Origin of the sequence: Teichococcus wenyumeiae (assembly GCF_003696345.1) — a bacterium.
Taxonomy (GTDB): domain Bacteria; phylum Pseudomonadota; class Alphaproteobacteria; order Acetobacterales; family Acetobacteraceae; genus Pseudoroseomonas; species Pseudoroseomonas wenyumeiae.
The window spans coordinates 108,636-128,855 of record NZ_RFLX01000005.1; the positions used below are offsets into that span (position 1 = coordinate 108,636).

The 20,220-nt window shown below is 71.6% G+C and carries 24 protein-coding genes and 1 pseudogene; 6 read left to right on the top strand and 19 right to left on the bottom strand.

The features are described from left to right. Positions 1 to 124 precede the first annotated feature (124 nt). From EBE87_RS09165 to htpX, 6 genes are all read right to left on the bottom strand, one after another. Entirely contained in the window at positions 125 to 1,906 is a 1,782-nt protein-coding gene (locus EBE87_RS09165; protein WP_120640711.1) for an IlvD/Edd family dehydratase, read from the bottom strand. Positions 1,907 to 1,993: 87 nt separating this feature from the next. Then, positions 1,994 to 2,263, bottom strand: a complete 270-nt coding sequence (locus tag EBE87_RS09170) for a hypothetical protein (RefSeq protein ID WP_120640712.1) — start codon at positions 2,261 to 2,263, stop codon at positions 1,994 to 1,996. 33 nt (positions 2,264 to 2,296) lie between these two features. Further along, complete coding sequence (locus tag EBE87_RS29365) at positions 2,297 to 2,467, bottom strand: hypothetical protein (protein ID WP_199707910.1); 171 nt, start codon at positions 2,465 to 2,467, stop codon at positions 2,297 to 2,299. A 203-nt stretch (positions 2,468 to 2,670) separates the two neighbouring features. Then, positions 2,671 to 2,877, bottom strand: coding sequence for a cold-shock protein (locus EBE87_RS09175; RefSeq protein ID WP_120640713.1), 207 nt, complete (start codon positions 2,875 to 2,877; stop codon positions 2,671 to 2,673). Between the two features lie 182 nt (positions 2,878 to 3,059). Continuing rightward, positions 3,060 to 4,124 carry an alpha/beta hydrolase gene (locus EBE87_RS09180; RefSeq protein WP_120640714.1) on the bottom strand — a complete coding sequence of 355 codons (1,065 nt, stop codon included), beginning with the start codon at positions 4,122 to 4,124 and terminating at the stop codon, positions 3,060 to 3,062. Positions 4,125 to 4,222: 98 nt separating this feature from the next. Then, positions 4,223 to 5,206 (bottom strand): zinc metalloprotease HtpX, encoded by a 984-nt coding sequence (htpX, locus tag EBE87_RS09185; RefSeq protein WP_122139964.1) that lies wholly within the window; start codon positions 5,204 to 5,206, stop codon positions 4,223 to 4,225. A 42-nt stretch (positions 5,207 to 5,248) separates the two neighbouring features. Between htpX and EBE87_RS09190 the strand changes: the two genes are divergently transcribed. Beyond that, complete coding sequence (locus EBE87_RS09190) at positions 5,249 to 5,434, top strand: DUF1674 domain-containing protein (RefSeq protein ID WP_120640904.1); 186 nt, start codon at positions 5,249 to 5,251, stop codon at positions 5,432 to 5,434. A 237-nt stretch (positions 5,435 to 5,671) separates the two neighbouring features. After that, a complete protein-coding gene (locus tag EBE87_RS09195) occupies positions 5,672 to 5,998 on the top strand; it encodes a DUF1330 domain-containing protein (protein ID WP_120640903.1) in 327 nt (108 codons plus the stop codon). Positions 5,999 to 6,058: 60 nt separating this feature from the next. Here the strand turns inward: EBE87_RS09195 and EBE87_RS09200 are convergent, their stop codons facing one another. Both EBE87_RS09200 and EBE87_RS09205 read right to left on the bottom strand, forming a co-directional pair. After that, positions 6,059 to 6,499 (bottom strand): nucleoside deaminase, encoded by a 441-nt coding sequence (locus EBE87_RS09200; RefSeq protein WP_120640900.1) that lies wholly within the window; start codon positions 6,497 to 6,499, stop codon positions 6,059 to 6,061. Continuing rightward, the gene (locus EBE87_RS09205; protein WP_120640902.1) at positions 6,496 to 7,254 is read right to left on the bottom strand and encodes an SDR family NAD(P)-dependent oxidoreductase; all 759 of its coding nucleotides are present in this window, start codon (positions 7,252 to 7,254) and stop codon (positions 6,496 to 6,498) included. The genes EBE87_RS09200 and EBE87_RS09205 overlap by 4 nt, the downstream gene beginning before the upstream one ends. A gap of 125 nt (positions 7,255 to 7,379) precedes the next feature. Here EBE87_RS09205 and EBE87_RS09210 point away from each other — a divergent pair, with 125 nt between their 5' ends. The 4 genes and pseudogenes from EBE87_RS09210 (at position 7,380) to rsmD (ending at position 10,435) form a co-directional block, all read left to right on the top strand. Further along, positions 7,380 to 8,123: a hypothetical protein gene (locus tag EBE87_RS09210; RefSeq protein ID WP_147426236.1), complete on the top strand. Its 744-nt coding sequence runs from the start codon at positions 7,380 to 7,382 to the stop codon at positions 8,121 to 8,123. A 39-nt stretch (positions 8,124 to 8,162) separates the two neighbouring features. Then, entirely contained in the window at positions 8,163 to 8,876 is a 714-nt protein-coding gene (locus EBE87_RS09215; protein WP_120640898.1) for a gamma-glutamyl-gamma-aminobutyrate hydrolase family protein, read from the top strand. Beyond that, positions 8,873 to 9,640, top strand: a pseudogene (locus EBE87_RS09220) (pseudouridine synthase); the annotation flags it as partial. The gene EBE87_RS09215 and the pseudogene EBE87_RS09220, both read left to right, overlap by 4 nt. A 231-nt stretch (positions 9,641 to 9,871) precedes the next feature. Next, positions 9,872 to 10,435, top strand: a complete 564-nt coding sequence (gene rsmD, locus EBE87_RS09225) for a 16S rRNA (guanine(966)-N(2))-methyltransferase RsmD (protein ID WP_120641285.1) — start codon at positions 9,872 to 9,874, stop codon at positions 10,433 to 10,435. A 249-nt stretch (positions 10,436 to 10,684) separates the two neighbouring features. Here the strand turns inward: rsmD and EBE87_RS09230 are convergent, their stop codons facing one another. The 11 genes from EBE87_RS09230 to EBE87_RS09280 all read right to left on the bottom strand — a co-directional run bounded on the left by EBE87_RS09230 (position 10,685) and on the right by EBE87_RS09280 (position 20,069). Then, complete coding sequence (locus EBE87_RS09230) at positions 10,685 to 11,398, bottom strand: 2OG-Fe dioxygenase family protein (protein WP_122139966.1); 714 nt, start codon at positions 11,396 to 11,398, stop codon at positions 10,685 to 10,687. Then, positions 11,395 to 12,129 (bottom strand): pyridoxine 5'-phosphate synthase, encoded by a 735-nt coding sequence (locus EBE87_RS09235; RefSeq protein ID WP_120641231.1) that lies wholly within the window; start codon positions 12,127 to 12,129, stop codon positions 11,395 to 11,397. Before EBE87_RS09235 ends, EBE87_RS09230 begins: the two co-directional genes overlap by 4 nt. Next, complete coding sequence (gene pdxA, locus EBE87_RS09240; protein ID WP_122139967.1) at positions 12,126 to 13,136, bottom strand: 4-hydroxythreonine-4-phosphate dehydrogenase PdxA; 1,011 nt, start codon at positions 13,134 to 13,136, stop codon at positions 12,126 to 12,128. Before pdxA ends, EBE87_RS09235 begins: the two co-directional genes overlap by 4 nt. A 74-nt stretch (positions 13,137 to 13,210) precedes the next feature. Beyond that, positions 13,211 to 13,624, bottom strand: coding sequence for an NUDIX domain-containing protein (locus tag EBE87_RS09245; protein ID WP_120639157.1), 414 nt, complete (start codon positions 13,622 to 13,624; stop codon positions 13,211 to 13,213). 8 nt (positions 13,625 to 13,632) lie between these two features. After that, positions 13,633 to 14,124 (bottom strand): MOSC domain-containing protein, encoded by a 492-nt coding sequence (locus EBE87_RS09250; protein WP_120639158.1) that lies wholly within the window; start codon positions 14,122 to 14,124, stop codon positions 13,633 to 13,635. Positions 14,125 to 14,132: 8 nt separating this feature from the next. Beyond that, the gene (locus EBE87_RS09255) at positions 14,133 to 14,510 is read right to left on the bottom strand and encodes a nuclear transport factor 2 family protein (protein WP_120639159.1); all 378 of its coding nucleotides are present in this window, start codon (positions 14,508 to 14,510) and stop codon (positions 14,133 to 14,135) included. After that, a complete protein-coding gene (locus tag EBE87_RS09260) occupies positions 14,507 to 14,914 on the bottom strand; it encodes a hypothetical protein (RefSeq protein ID WP_120639160.1) in 408 nt (135 codons plus the stop codon). Before EBE87_RS09260 ends, EBE87_RS09255 begins: the two co-directional genes overlap by 4 nt. Positions 14,915 to 15,021: 107 nt before the next feature. Further along, positions 15,022 to 15,735, bottom strand: a complete 714-nt coding sequence (trmB, locus tag EBE87_RS09265; protein WP_120639161.1) for a tRNA (guanine(46)-N(7))-methyltransferase TrmB — start codon at positions 15,733 to 15,735, stop codon at positions 15,022 to 15,024. A 75-nt stretch (positions 15,736 to 15,810) separates the two neighbouring features. Then, entirely contained in the window at positions 15,811 to 16,998 is a 1,188-nt protein-coding gene (gene metK, locus EBE87_RS09270; protein WP_120639162.1) for a methionine adenosyltransferase, read from the bottom strand. A 223-nt stretch (positions 16,999 to 17,221) separates the two neighbouring features. Next, the gene (gene dapB / locus EBE87_RS09275; RefSeq protein WP_120639163.1) at positions 17,222 to 17,992 is read right to left on the bottom strand and encodes a 4-hydroxy-tetrahydrodipicolinate reductase; all 771 of its coding nucleotides are present in this window, start codon (positions 17,990 to 17,992) and stop codon (positions 17,222 to 17,224) included. 85 nt (positions 17,993 to 18,077) lie between these two features. After that, complete coding sequence (locus EBE87_RS09280) at positions 18,078 to 20,069, bottom strand: BCCT family transporter (protein WP_120639164.1); 1,992 nt, start codon at positions 20,067 to 20,069, stop codon at positions 18,078 to 18,080. Between the last annotated feature and the right edge of the window lie 151 nt (positions 20,070 to 20,220).

Here is a 20,220-nt window from a genome sequence, read left to right on the forward strand (position 1 = left end):
TCTCTTTGCGGTGTTTTTCAGCGTGGCACCGCCGGGCCGGCGGCAGGCCTCACTCGAAGAAAAAAGAAGGCGCAAACCTATACGTTTGCGCGGGGGAATTCCTTCCCCCGACCTTCCTCCCCCGTCAGTGGTTGTGCCGGCTCTCGCCGCGCGTCTCCAGGATGTTCAGGTAGAGCGTCGCCGGCTCCAGGCAGCCGCCGGTGCCGAGCTGGCCCACCATGGAGCGGTAGATCTCCTCCCACGGCGTCTTGTTCAGCAGCTTGGGCGGCGTCCAGGCGGCGCGGCGGGCTTCCATCTCCTCGGCCGGGATCAGCAGGTCCACCTTGCGGGTCTTCAGGTTGATGCGGATCGGGTCGCCCGACTTCATCAGTGCCAGCCCGCCGCCCACCGCCGCTTCCGGGGAGACATTGAGGATGGAGGGGGAAGCCGAGGTACCGCTCTGCCGGCCGTCGCCCATGGTGGGCAGGCTGTGCAGCCCCGCTTTGATCATGGCGCCCGGCGGCTGCATGTTCACCACCTCGGCGCTGCCCGGATAGCCCACCGGGCCGCAGTTGCGGATGACCAGCACGGTATGCTCGTCGACGCCGAGGTCCGGGTCCTCGATGCGGTCGTGGTAGTCCTCCGGGCCCTCGAAGACGATGACCTTGCCCTCGAAGACATCCTCGGGGTCGGACAGGAAGCGCTTGCGGAACTCGGCGTCGATGACGCTGACCTTCATCACCGCGCTCTCGAACAGGTTGCCGGAGAGGACGACGAAGCCGGCCTGTTCCTTCAGCGGCGTGTCATAGGCGCGGATCACCTCGCGGTCCGGCAGCGGCGCGCGCTTCAGGTCCTCTTCCAGTGTCTGGCCGGTGACGGTCTTGACGCCGAGGTGGAGCTTGCCGGCATCCGCCAGCTCCTTCATCACGGACTGCACGCCGCCGCCGCGGTAGAACATCTCGCCCAGGAAGCGGCCGGCCGGCTGGCAATCCACCAGCAGCGGGATCTCGGCGCCGATGGTCTGCCAGTCCTCGGTGGTCAGCTCCACGCCCATGTGGCGGGCGATAGCCACCAGGTGCGGCGGGCAGTTGGAGGAGGCACCGATGGCGCTGGCCAGGACGATGGTGTTCTCGAAGGCCTCGCGCGTCATGATGTCGGAGGGGCGCAGGTTCTCCTTCACCATTTCCACGATGCGCGCGCCCGTCGCATGGGCGATCTGCCCGCGCTCGCGATAGGCCGCCGGGATGGAGGCGCAGCCGGGCAGCGACATGCCCAGCGCCTCGGCCAGCGAGTTCATGGACAGCGCCGTGCCCATGGTGTTGCAATGGCCGACTGAGGTGGCGGAGGAAGCCACCATCTGCATGAAGCCGTCGTAGTTGATCTCGCCGGCGGCGAGCAGCTTGCGCGCTTCCCAGACGATGGTGCCGGAGCCGGAGAGCCGCCCCTTCCAGTGCCCGTCCAGCATCGGGCCGCCGGAGAGCACGATGGCCGGGATGTTCACGGTGGCCGCGCCCATCAGGCAGGCCGGCGTCGTCTTGTCGCAGCCGGTGGTCAGCACCACGCCATCCAGCGGATAGCCGTGCAGCACTTCCACCAGCGACAGATAGGCCAGGTTGCGGTCCAGCGCCGCCGTGGGGCGCTTGCCGGTCTCCTGGATCGGATGGATGGGGAATTCGAGGGGAATGCCGCCGGCATCGCGGATGCCTGCCTTCACCCGTTCGGCCAGGGCGATATGGTGGCGGTTGCAGGGGGCGATGTCGCTGCCGGTCTGGGCGATGCCGATGATCGGCTTGCCGGACTGCAGCTCGCCACGCGTCATGCCGAAGTTCAGGAAGCGCTCGATATAGAGCGCCGTCATGCCCGGGTCTTCCGGGTCGTCAAACCAGCGCTGGCTGCGCAGCTTGAAGTGCTTCTTGGTCTGGTCCATCGGGCCGTCTTCCTCTTGCCTCTCCCTGTTGCCAGCCTCCGTCCGGGGTCGGCGGCTGTCAATCGGGGGGAGGCAGAGGAAGGCGGCTCAGCGGCCCCGCGCGGCTTTCAGGGAGCCAGGCTTGGGCGCCGCCTTGATCACCGGGGTGCGGGTGAGAGAGGCGATCACCGGGCGCGGTTGGCCGGAAGCCTTGGAGATTTCCTCGTCCTGGCTCTCGATCAGCTTGCGCGCGGGTTCATCGCCATCCAGCCCGCCCAGGATCTCCGCCGGCACCTTGCGGTTGGAGCGGCGGGAGCCGTCTTCGTAGAGAACGTCGAAGAAGACCCAGGTGCCGGTATTGCGCTGCTTGGCGGTCATCAAAAACTCCTGCCGCCGGAGCAAAGGGCGGCTTTATGCCTGTTCGTCAGTCTCAGCCGCGGGCGGGGCATCGCTGGCGGGCGCCGTGGAGGCCTCGCGCTCAGCCTTGCGCTGCTCGCGCTCACGCTGCTTGGCATCGGCCTTGGCCTGCTTGGCCCGGTCACGATCAGCGCGCTGTTGGTTGTAGTTTGGGGCTCGTGCCATGAGGAATCCTCCCGTGTCTTGGTCAAAGGGGCCGCCGGTCTCCGCGGCCAGGTGGCACGGTAGAGGGCGCGCGGCGCGGGCGCGCGGGATGCATCGGCCCGTAAGGGTCATGCAACCGGCGCGGGCAGCTGCTGCCCGGCCGGAAAGGCCGCACGCCGGTGGCGCGCGGCCCGTTTGGTCAGGCGCCGGAGCGCCCGGCCAGGTCAGGCGCGGCGCAGGTTGCCGGCCGAGACCTTGCCATCCTTGCCGCGCTGCAGCTCGAACTCGACCCGCTCGCCTTCGTTCAGGCTCTGCATGCCGCCGCGCTGCACGTCGGAGATGTGCACGAACACGTCCTTGGAGCCGTCTTCCGGCTGGATGAAGCCAAAGCCCTTAGTCGTGTTGAACCACTTGACGGTACCGATAGCCATCGGGGTGCTCCGTTGATGATGTCACCGCCGCACGACATGTGCTGCGGATCAACTTGATGGACGGGCACCAGGCACGATGCACGAACGGCCGGGCACGAGGCGCAGGCCAAACCAGTCGACGCTGTGTATCTAGGCGCCCCCCGGCCCAATCGCAACCAATATGACCAAAACGTCAGATGGGATCAGCCGCTGAGCCCTTCCTCCAGGAAGACCTGCACGGCCTGGAACAGGGCCCCGCGGTTACGCTCCAGCATGATGCCGTGCGTGCCCTCCCCCAGCAGCACCATGCGCTTGGCGGGCGCGGCGGCCATGGCCTGGAACAGCGCCAGCGCCTGGGCCGCCGGCGCTTCCCGGTCCCATTCCGCCAGGGTGATCAGCACCGGCACCGTGACACGGGCGGCATCGAAGAGGCGGCGGCCGGCCTGCAGGTCCGCCAGCGGGCCATTCGGCACCCGCAGCACGGAAGGCACCTGCCGCGCCCCTTCCGGGTCCACGGCGAAGGTGGTGTCGGCCCAGTGCTCGTACCAGCCGGCGGGGAAGAGGCCGCCGCGCCGGTTGTCGGGCACGCCCTCCACCCAGCGCGCCCGCACCTCGGCCCGCGTCAGGCTGCGATAGGAGGGCAGTGCCGGGCCGGCGGCGCCCGGCGCGCCGTTGGACTGGGGCGCGCTGCCCTGCGGGGTGGCGGCCTCGGCCGGCCATTCCGGCGCGTAGAGCACCAGCCGGTCCACCAGGGCGGCATTGTCCACCGCGAAGCGCGCCATCAGGCTGGCGCCCCAGCCCCAGCCCAGGTGCACCAGCTTGGGCACGCCCCGCTTCTCGCGGATAAAGGCGGCGGCGGCGGCGATATCGGCCAGGGCATCCCGCGCCGTGGTCAGCGGCTGCCCGCCCGGCGGCTGCGCCATCGCGGCATCGCGCGTTGAGCGGCCGTAGTTGCGCAGGTCGACGCTCCAGACATCGAAGCCGCGCCCGGCCATGTAATCCATCCAGGAGACGCCGCCGGCCGGCAGGTCGAAGGTCGTGCTGGCCGGAAAGGTGCCGTCATGGACGCAGAGCACCACGCGGTCCGCCCGCGCCGCCGTGGCCCCTTCGGGCCGCTTGTTGCGCAGGTAGAGCTGGATGCCGGGGCCGGACGGCACCAGGAATTCCTCCAGCACCACCCCGGCCGGCTGGGCGGAAGCCGGGCCTGCGGCAGGCAGCAGCAGCGGGGAGGCGATCAGCGGGGCGGCAAGCAGCACGCGGCGGCGCATGGACTTCTCCGGTGGCGGATTCGGGGGGCCTCGGCCCGCCCGGTTGCGGGGGGCAGCATAGGCCAGAAGCGGAGCGATCCGAAATCGTTCGCGGCGGCTCAGCCCCAGGGCCCGCGCGGCCGCCGCGGCGGCGCCGGGCGCGCCCCACCGCGCGACCAGGGCCCGGCCCCGCGCGCCTGCGGCATGGCGGGGGCCATGGGTGCCCCGCCCGGCACGCTCCAGCCGCCCCGGCCGCCGCCCATCCGCTGCGCCATTTCCATCAGCGCCGCCACCCGGTTCTCGGTGCGGGGATGGGTGGAGAACAGCCCGTCCAGCCGCGCGCCGGAGAGCGGGTTGACGATGAACATATGCGCCGTGGCCGGGTTGGCTTCCGCCTCCGGGTTCAGGAAGACGCTCCGCCCCTGCTCCAGCCGCATCAGGGCATGGGCCAGCCCGGCGGGGTTGCCGGTGATCTCGGCGGCGCCCCTGTCGGCCTCGTATTCGCGGGACCGGCTGACGGCCATCTGCACGATGGCCGCCGCCATCGGCGCCAGCAGCATGACCAGCAGGCCCACCACCGGCCCCGGCCCCCGCTCCCGGTCCCGCCCGCCGAACAGCCAGCCGAACTGCGCCAACATGCCGATGGCACCCGCCAGGCAGGCGGTGACGGTCATGATCAGCGTGTCGCGGTTGCGGATATGCGCCAGCTCATGCGCGATGACGCCGGCCACTTCCTCCTCCGGCATCAGTTCCAGCAAGCCGGTATTCACCGCCACCGCCGCATTCTGCGGGTTGCGGCCGGTGGCGAAGGCATTCGGCTGCCGCTCATGGATCAGGTAGAGCGCCGGCATCGGCAGCCCGGCGCGGGCCGCCATGGCCTCCGTCATGCGCCAGAGCGCGGGCGCGTCATGCGGGCCGATCGGCCGGGCATTGTACATGCGCAGCACCATCCGGTCGCTGCCCCACCAGGCAAAAAGATTCGTGACGCAGGCCACGCCCAGCGCCACCACCATGCCGCCCCGGCCGCCCAGCAGGCCACCCACCGCCACGAACAAGGCCGTCATCGCCGCCAGCAGAACCGTTGTTCGCAGATATCCGCCCATGACCCCTTCCCTGTTCCGGCCTACACACCCCAGATGTTGCGCATGATGAAGCCCGAACAAGAGGCCGCCACGCCGGCCACCCCCGCCCCGGCCGAAGCCGAGCCCCAGTCCACCCCCCCGGCGCCGCCCAAGCCCAAGTCGATGCCGGTCGAGATCGGCGGCCCCGCCGGGCCGGAACCGACCCGCTTCGGAGACTGGGAACGCAAGGGCCGCGTCAGCGATTTCTGAGCGGAAAGGCCCTTCCGGCCGCTGGCGGCCGGAAGGGCCATGCCCCGGATCGGGATTGCAGCCGGGAACGGTTGGCAGGGCAGGAAACAGCCCCGCCCATCCCGCAGGGGAGGCCGACCAGCCCCATCCTCAGCACGATCATTTCCTAACAGAAACGTTTTGACGCCTTCCTGTTGTTGCGCGACAAGAGCTGGAACGCCGCAGTGCCCGGCCCCGGCCCACAGGAGGATGGAAACCATGCCCGTCTATGTCATCGCGGACATCAAAGTGACCGACGACGCATGGGTGCCGTCCTATGCGGCCGCGGTGCATGACATCGTCCACCGGCATGGCGGCAAGTACCTGGCACGCAGCGGCAAGGTCAGAACCCTGGAAGGCGCGCCGCTCGACACCACGCTGATCGCGCTTCTCGAGTTCCCCTCCGCCGAAGCCGCGGAGGCATTCGCCCAAGACCCCGACTACGCCCCCTATGCCGCGGCGCGCCAGAAGGGCAGCGACAGCCGCTTCCAGATGATCGACGACACCGACCTCGCGGGCACCATCCCCTATCTGCGCAAAGGCTGAACAGGCCCTTCGAAGGCAACGCCTGCAGGCCGGGCGGGAGCCCTCCCCGGCCCCAGGCCTTCAGCGCAGCCGCGCGAAGAAATCCCGCAGCAGCCCGGCGCATTCCGCTTCCCGCACCCCGCCCACCACTTCCGGCGCATGGTGGCAGGAGGCGGCCTGGAAGATCCGTGCCCCGTGCTCCACGCCGCCGCCCTTGGGGTCATAGGCGCCGAAGACCACCCGCCGCACCCGGAAGAAGCTGGCAGCCTGCGCGCACATCGGGCAGGGCTCCAGCGTCACAGTCAGGGTGCAGTCCGGCAGGCGCGGGCTGCGGCGGGCGGCGGCGGCGGCGCGCAGCGCCAGGATCTCGGCATGGGCGGTGGGGTCGTGCAGTTCCTCCACCCGGTTGCCGGCGCGGCCCAGCACGGCGCCGGCGGGGTCGGTCACCACCGCGCCCACCGGCACCTCGCCCCGCGCCGCCGCCGCGCGGGCTTCCTCCAATGCGATCTCGATGGGGGTCACAGGCCCAGGAGCTGGCCGCCATCCACCGCGAGCGTCTGCCCCGTCACCCAGCGCGCGGCGGGAGAGGCCAGGAAGAGCACCACATCCGCCACTTCCTCCGGCACGCCGAGCCGGCCCTGCGGCATCGAGGCCAGCACGGACTGGTAGACCGGCGAGCCTTCCAGCCGCCGTTCCTCCCACCGCCCGCCGGGGAATTCGATCGAGCCGGGGGCGACGCCGTTCACGCGGATCTGCTTGCGGCCCAGCACGCGGGCCTGGCTCATGGTGTAGTGGTCCACCGCCGCCTTGGCCGCGCCATAGGGCAGCGAGCGCGCCGCCGCCCGCAGCGCCGAGATGGAGGAGACATTGACGATGCTGCTGCCGCCCTGCAGGCGCGGCGCGGCCTCGGCCAGGAAGGGCTCGGCGGCGTGGCTGGCGCGCACGATGGCCATGATGTCCACCTGGAAGGAGGCGGCCCAGCCTTCCTCGTCATCCTCCGAGCCGAAGCCGGAAGCGTTGTTCACCAGGGTGTCGATGCCGCCCAGCGCCGCGGCGGCCTTGGGGATGAAGCGGGCGATGTCGGCGGCATCCGCCAGGTCGCAGGGGGCGGCGAAGGCGCCCTCGCCCAGCTCGGCCCGCGTCGCATCCAGGGAGGCCTGGCCGCGGGCGCAGATCGCCACCCGCGCGCCAGCCTGGGCAAGGCCCAGGGCAATGGCGCGCCCGATGCCGCGGCTGCCGCCCATCACAACGGCCCGCCGGCCGGAAAAATCGAACATGTGCATCTCCTCGCTTGCGCGCAGCAGAGGCGAAAGCACAGCGCGCCGCAAGAGGGCGGCCAGGGCCGCGCTTGTATCCGGCCGCCGCGCCGCGCATCTGCCATCCATTCATGGGGAAGAATCCGATGCCGCGCCTGCTGCCCCTGCTTCTGGCCCTGCTGCTCGCCACCGCCGCCCAGGCCGAGGTGGCGCCGGATGCGATGCGCCGGGGCGAGGAGGCCGCCGCCGCCTTTGTCCGGCAGGTGCCGCCCACCACGCCGGTGGCGGCGCTGCCGCGCCTCAGCAACCCCGCCACCCGGCCGATGCTGGAGGCGCTGTGGAACAGCGAGGCCGTGCTGGCCGGGCGCCCGCAGGGCGAGGCCGGCACCCAGGCGCTGCAACGCTGGGGCGATGCCGGCGCCACGATGCTGCGCCGCTACCTCGGCATCCTGCAGGCCGGGGTGAACGACCAGGCGGAACTCGGCCGCCGCATCGCAGCCCACCAGGACGAGCTGACACGCGCCTTCACCTTCCTGCTGCGGGTCGGCACCAGCGTGCAGCAGGGGGCGCGAGACCGCGTGTCCCGCCTGCCGGAAGCGCAGCGGCGGGGGCCGGAGGTGACGCAGGCGCTGGAGCGGCTGGGCACCGGCTTGGCGCAGATCAGCCAGGGGATGCTGGGCCTGTTGCGCACGCAGGGGCTGCGGCCGGAGAACAGCCGCGCCATGGCGGAGGCCCTGGCGCAGGACCTGCCGCTGTTCCGCCCGCTGCTGACGCCCCAGCTGCGGCAGGCGGTGGCGCAATCGGCCGCCGGGGTGGCGCCCGGGTTGCAGGACGCGCCCACCCGTGAGGCGGTGGAGCAGGTGCGGCAGATGCTGGCCGGCGCGGAATAACATTTGTCGGCGCCCGCATCACGGTCTAGGGACCGCTGCATGCGCAAGATGCCCTTGATCGGTGTGACCCTGGACGCGGAGCCGGCCGGTGGCTGGTCCAAGCTGCCCTGGTACGCCATCCGCCAGAACTACCTCTCCGCCATCGCCGCCGCCGGCGGCCTGCCCATCGCCCTGCCGCATGAGCCGGAACTGGCGGAAGCCTATCTGGAGCGGATCGACGGCTTGCTGGTCACGGGCGGCGCCTTCGACGTGGACCCCGCGCTCTACAATGGCGGCCCGGCGCATCCGACCGTCTCGCTGAAATCCACCCGCACCGCCTTCGAGCTGGCGGTGACGCGCGGCGCGCTGGCCCGCGACATCCCCGTGCTGGGCATCTGCGGCGGCGAGCAGCTCCTGGCCGTGGCCTTCGGCGGCACGCTCATCCAGCATATCCCCGACAGCGTGGCCGGGTGCCTGGCGCATGAGCAGCCCAACCCGCGCACCGAGCCGGGCCATGAGGTGAGGATCGCCGCCGGCACGCTGCTGGAGCGCATCGCCGGCACCGCGCGCATGGCGGTGAACTCCGCCCACCACCAGGCGGTGGAGCGGCCGGGCAACGGCGCCATCGTCAATGCCGTTGCACCGGATGGGGTGATCGAGGGCATCGAGCACCCGGGGCACCGCTTCGCGCTCGGCGTGCAGTGGCACCCGGAATACGCGGTGGACCCCGCCGACCACCGCATCTTTGACGCCTTCGTGGAGGCCGCGCGATGAGCGAAGACACCGAGACCGAAGCCGAGGGCCAGCGCGGCGAGCGCATCGCCAAGTGGCTGGCCCGCGCCGGCGTCGCCAGCCGGCGGGATGCCGAGAAGCTGGTGGCCGAGGGCCGCATCCGCCTGAACGGCGAGGTGGTGGAAACCCCCGCCACCTTCGTGGCGGAGGGCGATTCCGTCAGCCTGGACGGCAAGCCGGTGGGCGCGCCGGACCGCACGCGGCTGTTCCGCTACCACAAGCCCGACGGGCTGGTGACCACCCACAAGGACCCCGAGGGCCGCAAGACGGTCTTCGAGGAACTGCCGCCGGGCCTGCCCCGCCTGGTCTCCGTCGGCCGGCTGGACCTGACCAGCGAGGGCCTGCTGCTGCTGACCAACGACGGCGCGCTGAGCCGCAAGCTGGAGCTGCCGGGCAATGCCTGGGTGCGCCGCTACCGCGCCCGCGTGCATGGCTTCGTGGATGAGCGCGCGCTGGCCGCCCTGGCCCGTGGCATCACCATCGAGGGCGTAGCCTATGGCCCGATCGAGGCCGGGCTTGATTCCCGCCAGGGCACCAATTCCTGGCTGACGGTCTCGCTGAAGGAAGGCAAGAACCGCGAGGTGCGGCGGGTGCTGCAGCACCTGGGCCTGACCGTGACGCGGCTGATCCGCGTGGCTTACGGCCCCTTCCAGCTCGGCACCCTGCCCAAGGGCGCCGTGGAGGAAGTGAATGCCAAGGTGCTGCGAGACCAGCTGGGCCTGGAAGCGCCGCCGCGCGTGAGGCGGGGCGTGGACATCGCCGCCCAGGCCGCCGCCGCCTCGGCCGAGCCGAAGCCGGAGGCCCTCTCCCGCAGCCGCCCGGCCAAGCCGCCGCAGCCCAAGATCCCCCGCGCGCGCAACGCGGCGCGGTCGCTCGGCCTGGACGGGCCGCCGCGCCCCACGCGCGGCGGCGGCGCCAAGGCGGGCGGGCCCAAGCCCGGCACCCGCGCCGCCCGGCGCCCGCGCGACTAGCGGGCCATGCGCATCGTCGCCGGCCGCCATCGCGGCCGGAAGCTGGCCGCCCCCGCCGGCGCCACCACCACCCGCCCCACCGCCGAGCGGATGCGGCAGGCACTGTTCGACATGCTCTGGCACGCCCCCTGGGCCGGCCGCGCGGCGGTCGAGGGGCAGGCGGTGCTGGATGCCTTCGCCGGCACCGGCGCGCTGGGTCTCGAAGCGCTTTCGCGGGGCGCCGCCAGCGCCAGCTTCATCGAGCAGGACCGCGCGGCCCTGGCGGCGCTGCGGGCCAATATCGCCGCCTGCCGGGAAGACGCCGCCGCCACCGTGCTGGCCGCCGACGCCACCCGCCCGCCGCGTGCCAAGGCGCCTTGCGCGCTGGTCTTCCTGGACCCACCCTATGGCAAGGACCTGGTGCCGCGTGCCCTGGCGGCACTGGGCGCCGCCGGCTGGATCGCCCCCGGCGCCCTGGTCTGCGCCGAGGTGGGGCGGGAGGAGGAACCCAGCCTGCCCGGCTTCGAGCTGCTGGCGGAGCGGGTACATGGCGCCGCCCGCGTGCTGGTGCTGCGGGCGCCGAAGGATTGAAAGGTCGGGGGAGTGAACTCCCCCGAGCCCCCTCCTTTTTCTTCGGGTTTTCGGCTGCGCCTGCGGCGGCACCCTGGTGCGGGTTGCGCCGGAGGTCATGAACCTCCGGCGACTGCGGCCTCAGCACCTCTGGCCTTTTCAGACATGGCTTCGCCACCGGACAGCCAATTCGCCGTCCTGGCGCCACCCAACCCAGAAGAAAAAAGAAGCGGGGGTCCGGGGGAGAATTCATTCTCCCCTGGCCTTTCTTCAAACGAAGGTCAGCACCAGCACGTCGCGGAAGCCCGGCTCGCCGTCCCGCAACGGCAGAACCGGCGTCACGCCGTGCCAGACGCGGGCATCGTCCAGCAGCACGGCGTCCAACGGATTCTCCAGCACGAAATGGCCTTCCCCTTCCCGCCCATCGACGCGGATGCCGGTGGCGCCGCCGGCCACGTTGTGGCGCCGCACCAGGGCCACCAGCACGAAGGCCACGCCGTCGCGGTGCATCCCTTCCGGCGTCGGCTGGCCCGGGGTGCCGGGGCGGGCCTCGATGCGGAACTGGTGCATCTCGATCCGCCAGGGGCGCGCGCCCTGGCCGGCGGCCTCGAAGGCGGCGCGGGCGCCGGACAGCAGGGCCGCCAGGGCCGGGCTTTCCGCCACCGCCGGCAGCACCGGCGCGAAGCGGCGCTGCACCCCGCCGTTCAGCGGGTTGTTGTTCAGCGTCTGGTAGTGCGGCCCGTCCGGGTCGCGCTGTACCACTCCGCCGGCCTCGGCATGGAAGATGGCGTGGCGGCGCAGGCGGTAGCGACCGCCATCGGCCATGTACTCGTCCGGGCGCAGGTCGTCCCAACTGGCGGCGAAATCCTCCCAGGCGGCGCCGGAGAGCGCCTGCCCCGCCGGGTCGAAACCCGCCCGCAGCGCCGCGCCGGGCAGAAAGGCATGGCCATCGTGCCGGATGGCCTGGGCGAGGTCAGCACTCATCTCCGCGCGTCCAGCATCGCCTGCTTCATGCGGCGGATGCTGGGGCCAAGGCCGTCGAACAGCGCCTGCCCCATCAGGAAATGGCCGATGTTCAGTTCCACGATCTCCGGCACCGCCGCCAGGATGGCCGCCGTCTCGTAATCCAGGCCATGGCCGGCATGGCATTCGATGCCGGCCTCCGCCACCAGCCGGGCGGCGTGGCGCAGGCGTGCCTCCTCCCGCGCGCGGGCCTCGCCGCGGGCCTCGCACCAGGTGCCGGTATGCAGCTCCACCGCCCCGGCACCGAGGCGCGCGGCGGCGGCGATCTGCGCCGGCTCCGGGTCCAGAAACAGCGAGACGCGGGCGCCGGCCTCGCGCAGCGCCGCCACAACGGGGGCCAGCGCGGCTTCCTGGCCGACGGCATCCAGCCCGCCCTCGGTGGTCAGCTCGGCGCGGCGCTCGGGCACCAGGCAGGCGGCATGGGGGCGGATCTCGCGCGCGAAGGCCACCATCTCGGCCGTGGCGGCCATTTCCAGGTTGATGGGGGCGGAAAGTTCGGCCCGCATCGCCCGCACATCGGCGTCGCGGATGTGCCGGCGATCCTCGCGCAGATGCACGGTGATGCTGTCGGCGCCCGAATCCAGCGCCAGCCGGGCGGCGGCCAGCGGGTCCGGATGGTGGCCGCCGCGCGCGTTGCGGAGCGTGGCGACGTGATCGACATTGACGCCGAGGCGGATGGCGGGCGCGGTCATGGCGCGGCTCCAGGCTGGGGAAGGGTCGTGGCGGCCATCCCGGCCGCCATGCGCAGGGCCGCCATCAGGCTGCCGGGCTCGGCGATGCCGCGCCCCGCGATGTCGAAGGCGGTGCCGTGGTCGGGCGAGGTGCGGATAAAGGGCAGGCCCAGCGTGACATTGACGCCGCCATCCATGTCCAGCGTCTTCAGCGGGATCAGCCCCTGGTCGTGATACATGCAGAGTGCGGCATCGTAGCCGGCACGGGCGCGCGGCGTGAACATGGTGTCCGGCGGCAGCGGCCCGAAGGCCTCGATGCCCTCCGCCCGCAGTGTGGCGATGGCGGGGGCGACGATGCGCGCTTCCTCATCCCCCATGGCGCCGCCCTCCCCCGCATGCGGGTTCAGCCCGGCCACCGCGATGCGCGGCGCGGCGATGCCGAATTGCGCCCGCAAAGAGGCTGCCAGCACCCGGCCGGTGCGGATGATCTCGCCGGTGCTCAGCATCTCCAGCACCCGCCGCAGCGAGACATGGATGGTGACGGGCACCACCCGCAACTCGGGGCAGGCCAGCATCATCACCGGCGGCTCCGCCAGTCCGGCCAGCGCGCCAAGGAACTCCGTATGGCCGGGGAAGCCGAAGCCGGCGCCGTAGAGCGTGGCCTTGCTGATGGGATTGGTGACCAGCCCCGCCACCTGCCCTTCCTGCGCCAGCCGCACCGCGTGCTCGATGGACGCCACCACGGCGGGGGCATTGGCGGCATCGGGCTGGCCGGGCACGGCAGGGGCTGCGAGCGGCACGGGCAGCACCGGCAGCGCATCGGGGAAGACGGCGCGGGCCTCGGCGGCATCGGCCACGGCGCGCAGCGGCACCGCCAGCCCGAGCCGTGCCGCCAGCGCCGCCAGCCGCGCCGGGTCGTCCAGCGCCACGAAGGCGGGGCCTTCACCGGCACGGCAGCGCATCCAGGCGGCCAGGGTCAGCTCGCCGCCGATGCCGGCCGGGTCTCCCATGGTCAGGGCAAGAATCATCCTGGCAGCAGAACCGGTTTCCCGCCGGCCCGGAAGGCGCGGCACCGGCATGCCTGCCCCGCGCGCAGCGGTGCTTAGCCTGGCGTCTCCGCCCGCAGCGCACGCAGCGCCGCCAGCGTGGCGCAGGTCAGCGCCGCCGGCACCGCTTCCAGCGGGAACCAGTCCAGCCCGTCATGCTTCTGCGGCTCCTGGATACGCGGGACGCCCGTGAAGGTGGAGGCGAGATAGACCGGCGCGAACCAGTGCTGGCCGCCGGCGCGGTCGATCTGATCCACCACGCAGAGCAGCCTTTCGGCACGGATGCCGAGGCCGGTTTCCTCCCGCACCTCGCGCTCCACCGCCGCCGCCGCGGTCTCGTAAAGGTCCACCTTGCCGCCCGGCAGGCCCCAGCAGCCGGCCTCCGGCGCCTTCAGCCGCCGGATCAGCAGGATGCGGCCATCCACCACGATGGCCGCGCCGCAGCCCAGCCTCGGTTCCGCCTGCGTCATGCTGTCCTTCAATCCAGCCGCGCCACCGCATCGCCCAGCCGGATGGCGCCGCCTTCCAGCACCCGCGCGGTGACGCCGCCATGGCCACGGACGGCATTGTAGCCGCCGGGGCCGAATTCCTCCTCCATGCGGGAACAGGGGTGGCATTCGCCGGTCATCTCCAGCACCGCCTCCCCCACCCGGAAGCGCCGTCCCTTCAGCGCCAGCAGATTGAGGCCGGAGATCACGAGGTTGCGCCGCAGCCGCTCCGGCGCCACCTCCTCCAGCCCCAGGAAGGCGCCGATGGCAGGCAGGTGCTCGGCCTGGATCAGCGTCACCTGCCGGGCGCCGTTGCGGCCGGCATAGCGGTCGCCTTCCAGCCCCTGCCCGGCCAGCAGCGCCGCTTCCTCCACTACCCGCAGGGCCGCGCGCCGGGCCGGGCGCAGCCCGATCCAGCGGAGGACACCTGGGCGCATCGGCCCATCCAGCAGCCGGGCCAGGGGCGAGGCCGGGTTCAGCATGCGGCCCCTCAGGCCACCGCCGCGCCCGAGCAATGCGCCGCCAGCACCCGCAGCCCCGTCGCTTCCCGCCGCCAGAAGCGGCTGTAGCGGAAGGCGCCCACAAAGGCATTGCCGTCCCAGGTGCCGGCCATCTCGGCCCGCAGCGTCACCACGGCGGCATCCCCCGCCAGGCGGATCTGGCGGTCGGAGACATCCACGCGGCTGAGCCGCAGCAGGCGGTCGCGATGCGCGGCCAGGTCCTCGGCCTTGCCCATCACGTGGCCGGTGTGGCTGGTGAAGATCAGCTCATCCGCCAGCAGGCGGTCCAGCGCCTCGACATGGCCGCGCAGCATGGCGTCGCGCAGCTCGGCCTCGGCCGCCTCGACTTCCGCTTCCGTCAGGCTCATTGCTGCGCCGCCTGCCGCAGCTCATCCAGCGTGGTCTGCACAGCGGCACGGGCCGAGGCCACCTCCGGCCGCAGCAGGAAGCGCTGCTGGCGCTGCTGGAACTCGATATCCTCGCCACTGGTCAGGGTCAGGGTGGTGGCCAGGAAGCCCTGCATGGCCTCCGGCGAGGGCGTCGCGCCCTTGGCATTGGCCTCGTCGATGCGCAGGATCAGGTCGCTCAGCCGGCGCAGCCAGGCGAAGTCCGGGTCGTGCATCACGGCCTGCAGCAGCGCATAGGGGTTGCCGCCGGCGGGATGGCCCGCCGCCTGGGCATTGAGCAGCGCCCGGTGCCAGCCCGCCACCGCCGCCGCCAGGCGCCGGGAGGGATGCGCAACCGCCGCGCGGCGTGCCTGGGGATGAGTCATGGCTGCGGTCTCCTTCGCGTCCGGTGCTTCAGGGATTGGTGGCAAGGGAACAGGGCCGCTGCAAGTGAAGTCCGGCGCGGCTGGCTGCCACGCCGGCCGACCCTCCATCAAACGCGTTCCCACACCCAGTACATCGGTTGCCGGCCCTCGCGCAGCGCCTTGGCCTCGTAGCGCGTCGGCGGCCAGCCTTCCGGCCGCACCAGGTCCAGCGAAACCCGCCGGAACAGGTCCTGCGCCTCCATCACCTCGATCACCCATTGCTGATAGGTGGGGTCGTCGGTGGCGATGCGCCATTGCCCGCCGGGACGGATGGCGGCGGCCAGCGCGGGCAGAATGGAGGGATGCACGAAGCGCCGCTTGGCATGCCGCGCCTTGGGCCAGGGGTCCGGGAACATCAGGAACAGCCGCGACAGGCTGCCCTGCGGCAGGGAGCGGATCAGCCGCCGCGCATCCTCGGTCCAGAGGCGCAGGTTGGGCGGCAGCGGCGCCGTGGCCTCGCCCCCCTCCGGCACCAGTTTGCCCAGCAGGGAGCAGATGCCGTTCTCGAAGACCTCGGAGGCGATGAGGCCGACCCGGGGATGGGCCTGAGCCTGGGCATGGCTGTGCTCGCCACCGCCGAAGCCCACCTCCAGCCAGACTTCCTCGGGCGCATTGCCGAAGGCGGCGGCGGGATCGCGCGCCGCGTCCTCGGCCGACAGGCGCAGGCGGGGCAGCGTGACATCCAGCAGCGCCTGCTGGCGCGGGCGCAGCGGGTGGCCGCGGCGGCGGCCGTAAAGGCGGTCGGGAACCGGCGGGGGGTTTTCGGCGGTGTCTTCGGTCATGGTCGGGGGCCCATTACGCGGAAGGGGGCGATGCCAGCCGGCACCGCCCCCCGCAGCATGATACGCGAGAAAGGATCAGCGGCCGAAGGCGCGCTTCAGCTCATCCGCCAGATCGGTCTTTTCCCAGGTGAAGGTGCCCAGGTCGGCATCCGGCGTGCGGCCGAAATGGCCATAGGCGGAGGTCGGCACATAGATCGCGCGGTTCAGGTGCAGGTGCTCACGGATGCCGCGCGGGGAAAGGTTGACCATGTCGTTGACGACCTTGGCCAGCTTGGTCTCGTCGATGTCGCGGCCGGTGCCGTGCAGGTCGAAATAGACCGAGAGCGGCTTGGAGACGCCGATGGCATAGGAGACCTGGATCGTGCACTTCTCGGCCAGGCCCGCGGCCACCACGTTCTTGGCGAGGTAGCGGCAGGCATAGGCGGCCGAGCGGTCCACCTTGGTCGGGTCCTTGCCGGAGAAGGCGCCGCCGCCATGCGGGGCCGCGCCGCCGTAGGTGTCCACGATGATCTTGCGGCCGGTCAGGCCGCAGTCGCCATCGGGGCCGCCGATCACGAAGGTGCCGGTCGGGTTTACGTAGAACTCGTCCTCGGGCACCGCCCAGCCCTCGGGCAGGGAGGTGGCGACGATCGGGCGCACCAGCTCGCGCACCTGCTCCTGCGTCATCCCCTCCTCATGCTGGGTGGAGACCACGACGGAGGTCACGCCGACCGGCTTGCCGTCCACGTAGCGCAGCGTCACCTGGGACTTGGCGTCCGGCAGCAGGCCGGCCACCGTCTTGTCCTTGACGCGGCGCAGCTCGCTGATGCGGCGCAGGATCAGGTGGGAATAATACAGCGGCGCCGGCATCAGGTCCGGCGTCTCGGTGCAGGCGTAACCGAACATGATGCCCTGGTCGCCGGCGCCTTCGTCCTTGTTGCCCGCCGCGTCCACGCCCTGCGCGATATGGGCGGACTGCGCGTGCAGGTGGACGGAAACATCGGCATTGCGCCAGGAGAAGCCTTCCTGGTCGTAGCCGATGTCGTGCACGGCCATGCGGGCGAGATGCGCCAGCAGCTCATGCGTCACGCTGCCGGGGCCACGGGTCTCGCCGGCCAGGACGATGCGATTCGTGGTGACCAGCGTCTCGCAGGCCACGCGGGAATAGGGGTCGGCCTCCAGGAAGGCGTCCAGCACCGTGTCGCTGATGCGGTCCGCGACCTTGTCGGGATGGCCTTCGGAAACGGATTCCGAGGTAAACAGGTATTCGCCCTTGTCGCGCATGGCCTTATCGTCCTCTTGTCGCGATGGCGACCGGCTCGCCCCGGCCTGGCTATCCCCCGGAGATCCGGGCGGGGCTGTTTCGCAGGGGTGGCACAAGGGGTCAAGGGCGCTTGGGGACGGGGTTGGCATGCGCCGCCCCTGCCACCGGCATGGCGCCGGCGGCTAGCAGCGGCGCGGGCTTGGCCGTTGCGCCGGCCTTCCGCGCCGGAATGGCGCGCGCGGCTCAGCCCATGCCCAGCACGTGCTTCATGTCATAGAGGCCCGGCGCCTGGGTGGAGACCCAGCGCGCCGCCCGCACCGCGCCCACGGCATAGACGCGCCGGTCGAAGGAACGGTGGGTCAGCGCGATCTGCTCGTTGCCAGCGGCGAAGAGCAGCGTGTGCTCCCCCACCACCTGCCCGCCGCGCAGCGCCGCGAAGCCGATGGCGCCGGTCTGGCGCGGCCCGGTATGGCCGTCCCGGCCGCTTTCCATGCCGCATTCCTCCAGCGTGGTGCCGCGCCCGCGCGCCACCGCCCGCCCCAGCCCGATGGCGGTGCCGGAAGGCGCGTCCACCTTCTGGCGGTGGTGCATCTCGACGATCTCGGCGTCGTATTGCTCGGCCGGCAGGGCAGCGGCCATGCGCTCGGCCAGCGCGAAGAGCAGGTTCACGCCCGGCGCGAAATTGGCGGCATAGACGATGGGCGTGACGTGGGCCGCCTGGGCCACCGCCGCCTCCTGCCCCACCGACAGGCCGGAGCTGCCCAGCACGAAGGGCTTGCGGTGCGTCGCCGCCAGGGCGGCGTGGGTGGCGGCCAGGGCGGCATTGGTGAAGTCGATCACCACGTCGCTGGCGGCGAACAGCGCGCCGGTGTCGGAAAACAGCGTCACCCCCTCCAGGCCGCCGCTGCGCGAGGTGCCGCCGGCCAGCTGGGCACCGGAGGCCAGGACTTCCTCGGCCAGGAGGCGACCCATGCGGCCGGAAATGCCGGCAATGCCGATGCGGAGCGTGCTCATGGACGGCGGGACCCTGCTGTTGCTGCACAAGGGCAATGCGCGGCGGGGCGGCGCGCCGTCAAGCGCCGCCGCCGCCAGGCTTTCCTCAGCCCGCGCGCACGGCGTGCAGGTACTGGAAGTGCCGGTCGTACTGCTGCAGCACGTCCTGCATCAGCTCCTCCCGCGTGAAGCCCATGACGTCGTAGTCCTGGCCGCCGGTTTCCAGGAAGACCTCGGCGCGGAAGAAGTGCTCGTGGTCCTTTTCCCGCTCCATGTAGGCGTAGCTCGGCGTCTCGTAGCGGCGCAGGCGCACGCCGTACTGGAACTCCTCGGGGGAACCGGGCATGGCGGTCAGCTGCAGGCGGTCCTCCCGCACCGTCACCTCGGCTTCCAGCCCGCGCTGCCGCAGCTCGGCCGCCACGGACTCCAGCACCGGCCGCGCCGTGTCGCGCAGGAAGCGCTCGGCCTCCGGCCGGCGCGGATGCGCCAGGATGCCGTGCAGCTGCCGCTGCCAGCTCAGCCCCTGGCGCGGCCGCAGGCTCTGCGCCAGCGCGTCCTGCCGCAGCCCTTCGCGCTGCAACCCGCGCCACAGGCCCCAGCACATCACCAGCATCACGGCCATGAAGGGCAGCGCGCTGGCGATGGAGGCCGTCTGCAGCGCGTCCAGCCCGCCCGTGCTCAGCAGCACCGCCGCGATCACGCCGCCGAGGATGGCCCAGAAGACCCGGCGCCACACCGGCCCGTCCTCCCGCCCGCCCGAGGTGATGGTGTCGATCACCAGCGCCGAGCTGTCGGCGCCCGTGACAAAGAAGAACACGATCAGCGCCATGGCGAACCAGGAGACATAGGTGCCGAGCGGGTACTGCTCCAGGAACACGAAGAGGGCCAGCGTCACGTCCTGGGCCACGGCCTCCGAGACGGCGGTGTTGCCCTGGTAGAGGTGCAGGAAGATGGCGGCGTCGCCGAACACCGTCATCCAGGCGAAGGAGAAGCCCGCCGGCACCATCAGCACGCCCAGGACGAATTCGCGGATGGTGCGGCCGCGGGAGATGCGGGCGATGAACATGCCGACAAAGGGCGACCACGCCACCCACCAGCCCCAGTAGAACAGCGTCCAGTCGCCCAGCCAGGCGCCCGGAAGCTCGCTGGGCGCATAGGCGTACATGTAGAAGGTGCGCAGGATGAACTGGTCGAGATAGGCGCCGAGGTTCTGCACGAAGGCGCGCAGCAGGAAGGTGGTCGGCCCCACCGCGAAGATGAACAGCATCAGCGCCGATGCCATCACCATGTTCAGGTTCGACAGGAACTTGATGCCCTTGTCGAGCCCGGTGGCGACCGAGATGGTGGCCATGGCGGTGATCACCGCGATCAGCGGCAGCTGCACCCAGAAGGCGATGGGCCAGCCCATGACATGGTTGAACCCCGCGTTCACCTGCAGCACGCCGAGGCCGAGCGAGGTGGCGACGCCGAACAGCGTGCCGATGGTGGCGAAGATGTCCACCGCATGCCCGATCGGCCCGTGGATGCGCTCGCCGATGATGGGATAGAGCGCCGAGCGCATGGTCAGCGGCAGCCCGTGGCGATAGGAGAAATAGGCCAGGCTGAGGCCGATCACGGCATAAACCGCCCAGGCATGCAGGCCCCAGTGGAAGTAGCTGATCTGCATGGCCATCCGCGCGGCCTCGACCGTCGCGGGGTCTCCCACCGGCGGGGCTGTGAAGTGCTTGATGGGCTCCGCCACGCCGAAGAACACCAGCCCGATGCCCATGCCGGCGGCGAAGAGCATGGAGAACCAGGCACCGTAGCTGTAGTCGGGCTCCGAATGATTGGGGCCGAGCTTCACCTTGCCATGCCCGGTGAAGCCCAGCAGCAGCATGAACAACAGGAAGATCGCGACGGAGAGCAGGTAGAACCAGCCGAAATCGGCCACGATCCAGCCCTGCAGGGTGCTGAAGAAGGCGGCGGAGGCCCCGGGCGCCACGATGCCGGCCAGCACGAAGACGGCGGTGATGCCGACGGCCCAGAAGAAGACCGGCTTGTTGACGCCCTCCATCAGCCCCTTGCGCGGAGCCGGAGACGGGTCTGACGTGGCGGACATGGCGGACCTTCCCCTTTCAACCGGGCGGAGCACCGGAACGGCCCCGCTTGGGGAGGGAAAGATGCCGCCGCCATCAGGGGTTGCAGCAGCGGGAGGTGTGCACCCGCCCCCGGCACCAGGAAGGCGGCCGCTGGCGGGGGCATCCGGGCGG

Bases quoted from the DNA above. Each gene is read 5' to 3' on its own strand.
- EBE87_RS09165 (WP_120640711.1), bottom strand. From the start codon at position 1,906: ATGGACCAGACCAAGAAGCACTTCAAGCTGCGCAGCCAGCGCTGGTTT.
- EBE87_RS09170 (WP_120640712.1), bottom strand. From the start codon at position 2,263: ATGACCGCCAAGCAGCGCAATACCGGCACCTGGGTCTTCTTCGACGTT.
- EBE87_RS29365 (WP_199707910.1), bottom strand. From the start codon at position 2,467: ATGGCACGAGCCCCAAACTACAACCAACAGCGCGCTGATCGTGACCGG.
- EBE87_RS09175 (WP_120640713.1), bottom strand. From the start codon at position 2,877: ATGGCTATCGGTACCGTCAAGTGGTTCAACACGACTAAGGGCTTTGGC.
- EBE87_RS09180 (WP_120640714.1), bottom strand. From the start codon at position 4,124: ATGCGCCGCCGCGTGCTGCTTGCCGCCCCGCTGATCGCCTCCCCGCTG.
- htpX (WP_122139964.1), bottom strand. From the start codon at position 5,206: ATGGGCGGATATCTGCGAACAACGGTTCTGCTGGCGGCGATGACGGCC.
- EBE87_RS09190 (WP_120640904.1), top strand. From the start codon at position 5,249: ATGATGAAGCCCGAACAAGAGGCCGCCACGCCGGCCACCCCCGCCCCG.
- EBE87_RS09195 (WP_120640903.1), top strand. From the start codon at position 5,672: ATGCCCGTCTATGTCATCGCGGACATCAAAGTGACCGACGACGCATGG.
- EBE87_RS09205 (WP_120640902.1), bottom strand. From the start codon at position 7,254: ATGTTCGATTTTTCCGGCCGGCGGGCCGTTGTGATGGGCGGCAGCCGC.
- EBE87_RS09210 (WP_147426236.1), top strand. From the start codon at position 7,380: ATGCCGCGCCTGCTGCCCCTGCTTCTGGCCCTGCTGCTCGCCACCGCC.
- EBE87_RS09215 (WP_120640898.1), top strand. From the start codon at position 8,163: ATGCGCAAGATGCCCTTGATCGGTGTGACCCTGGACGCGGAGCCGGCC.
- rsmD (WP_120641285.1), top strand. From the start codon at position 9,872: ATGCGCATCGTCGCCGGCCGCCATCGCGGCCGGAAGCTGGCCGCCCCC.
- EBE87_RS09230 (WP_122139966.1), bottom strand. From the start codon at position 11,398: ATGAGTGCTGACCTCGCCCAGGCCATCCGGCACGATGGCCATGCCTTT.
- EBE87_RS09235 (WP_120641231.1), bottom strand. From the start codon at position 12,129: ATGACCGCGCCCGCCATCCGCCTCGGCGTCAATGTCGATCACGTCGCC.
- pdxA (WP_122139967.1), bottom strand. From the start codon at position 13,136: ATGATTCTTGCCCTGACCATGGGAGACCCGGCCGGCATCGGCGGCGAG.
- EBE87_RS09245 (WP_120639157.1), bottom strand. From the start codon at position 13,624: ATGACGCAGGCGGAACCGAGGCTGGGCTGCGGCGCGGCCATCGTGGTG.
- EBE87_RS09250 (WP_120639158.1), bottom strand. From the start codon at position 14,124: ATGCTGAACCCGGCCTCGCCCCTGGCCCGGCTGCTGGATGGGCCGATG.
- EBE87_RS09255 (WP_120639159.1), bottom strand. From the start codon at position 14,510: ATGAGCCTGACGGAAGCGGAAGTCGAGGCGGCCGAGGCCGAGCTGCGC.
- EBE87_RS09260 (WP_120639160.1), bottom strand. From the start codon at position 14,914: ATGACTCATCCCCAGGCACGCCGCGCGGCGGTTGCGCATCCCTCCCGG.
- trmB (WP_120639161.1), bottom strand. From the start codon at position 15,735: ATGACCGAAGACACCGCCGAAAACCCCCCGCCGGTTCCCGACCGCCTT.
- metK (WP_120639162.1), bottom strand. From the start codon at position 16,998: ATGCGCGACAAGGGCGAATACCTGTTTACCTCGGAATCCGTTTCCGAA.
- dapB (WP_120639163.1), bottom strand. From the start codon at position 17,992: ATGAGCACGCTCCGCATCGGCATTGCCGGCATTTCCGGCCGCATGGGT.
- EBE87_RS09280 (WP_120639164.1), bottom strand. From the start codon at position 20,069: ATGTCCGCCACGTCAGACCCGTCTCCGGCTCCGCGCAAGGGGCTGATG.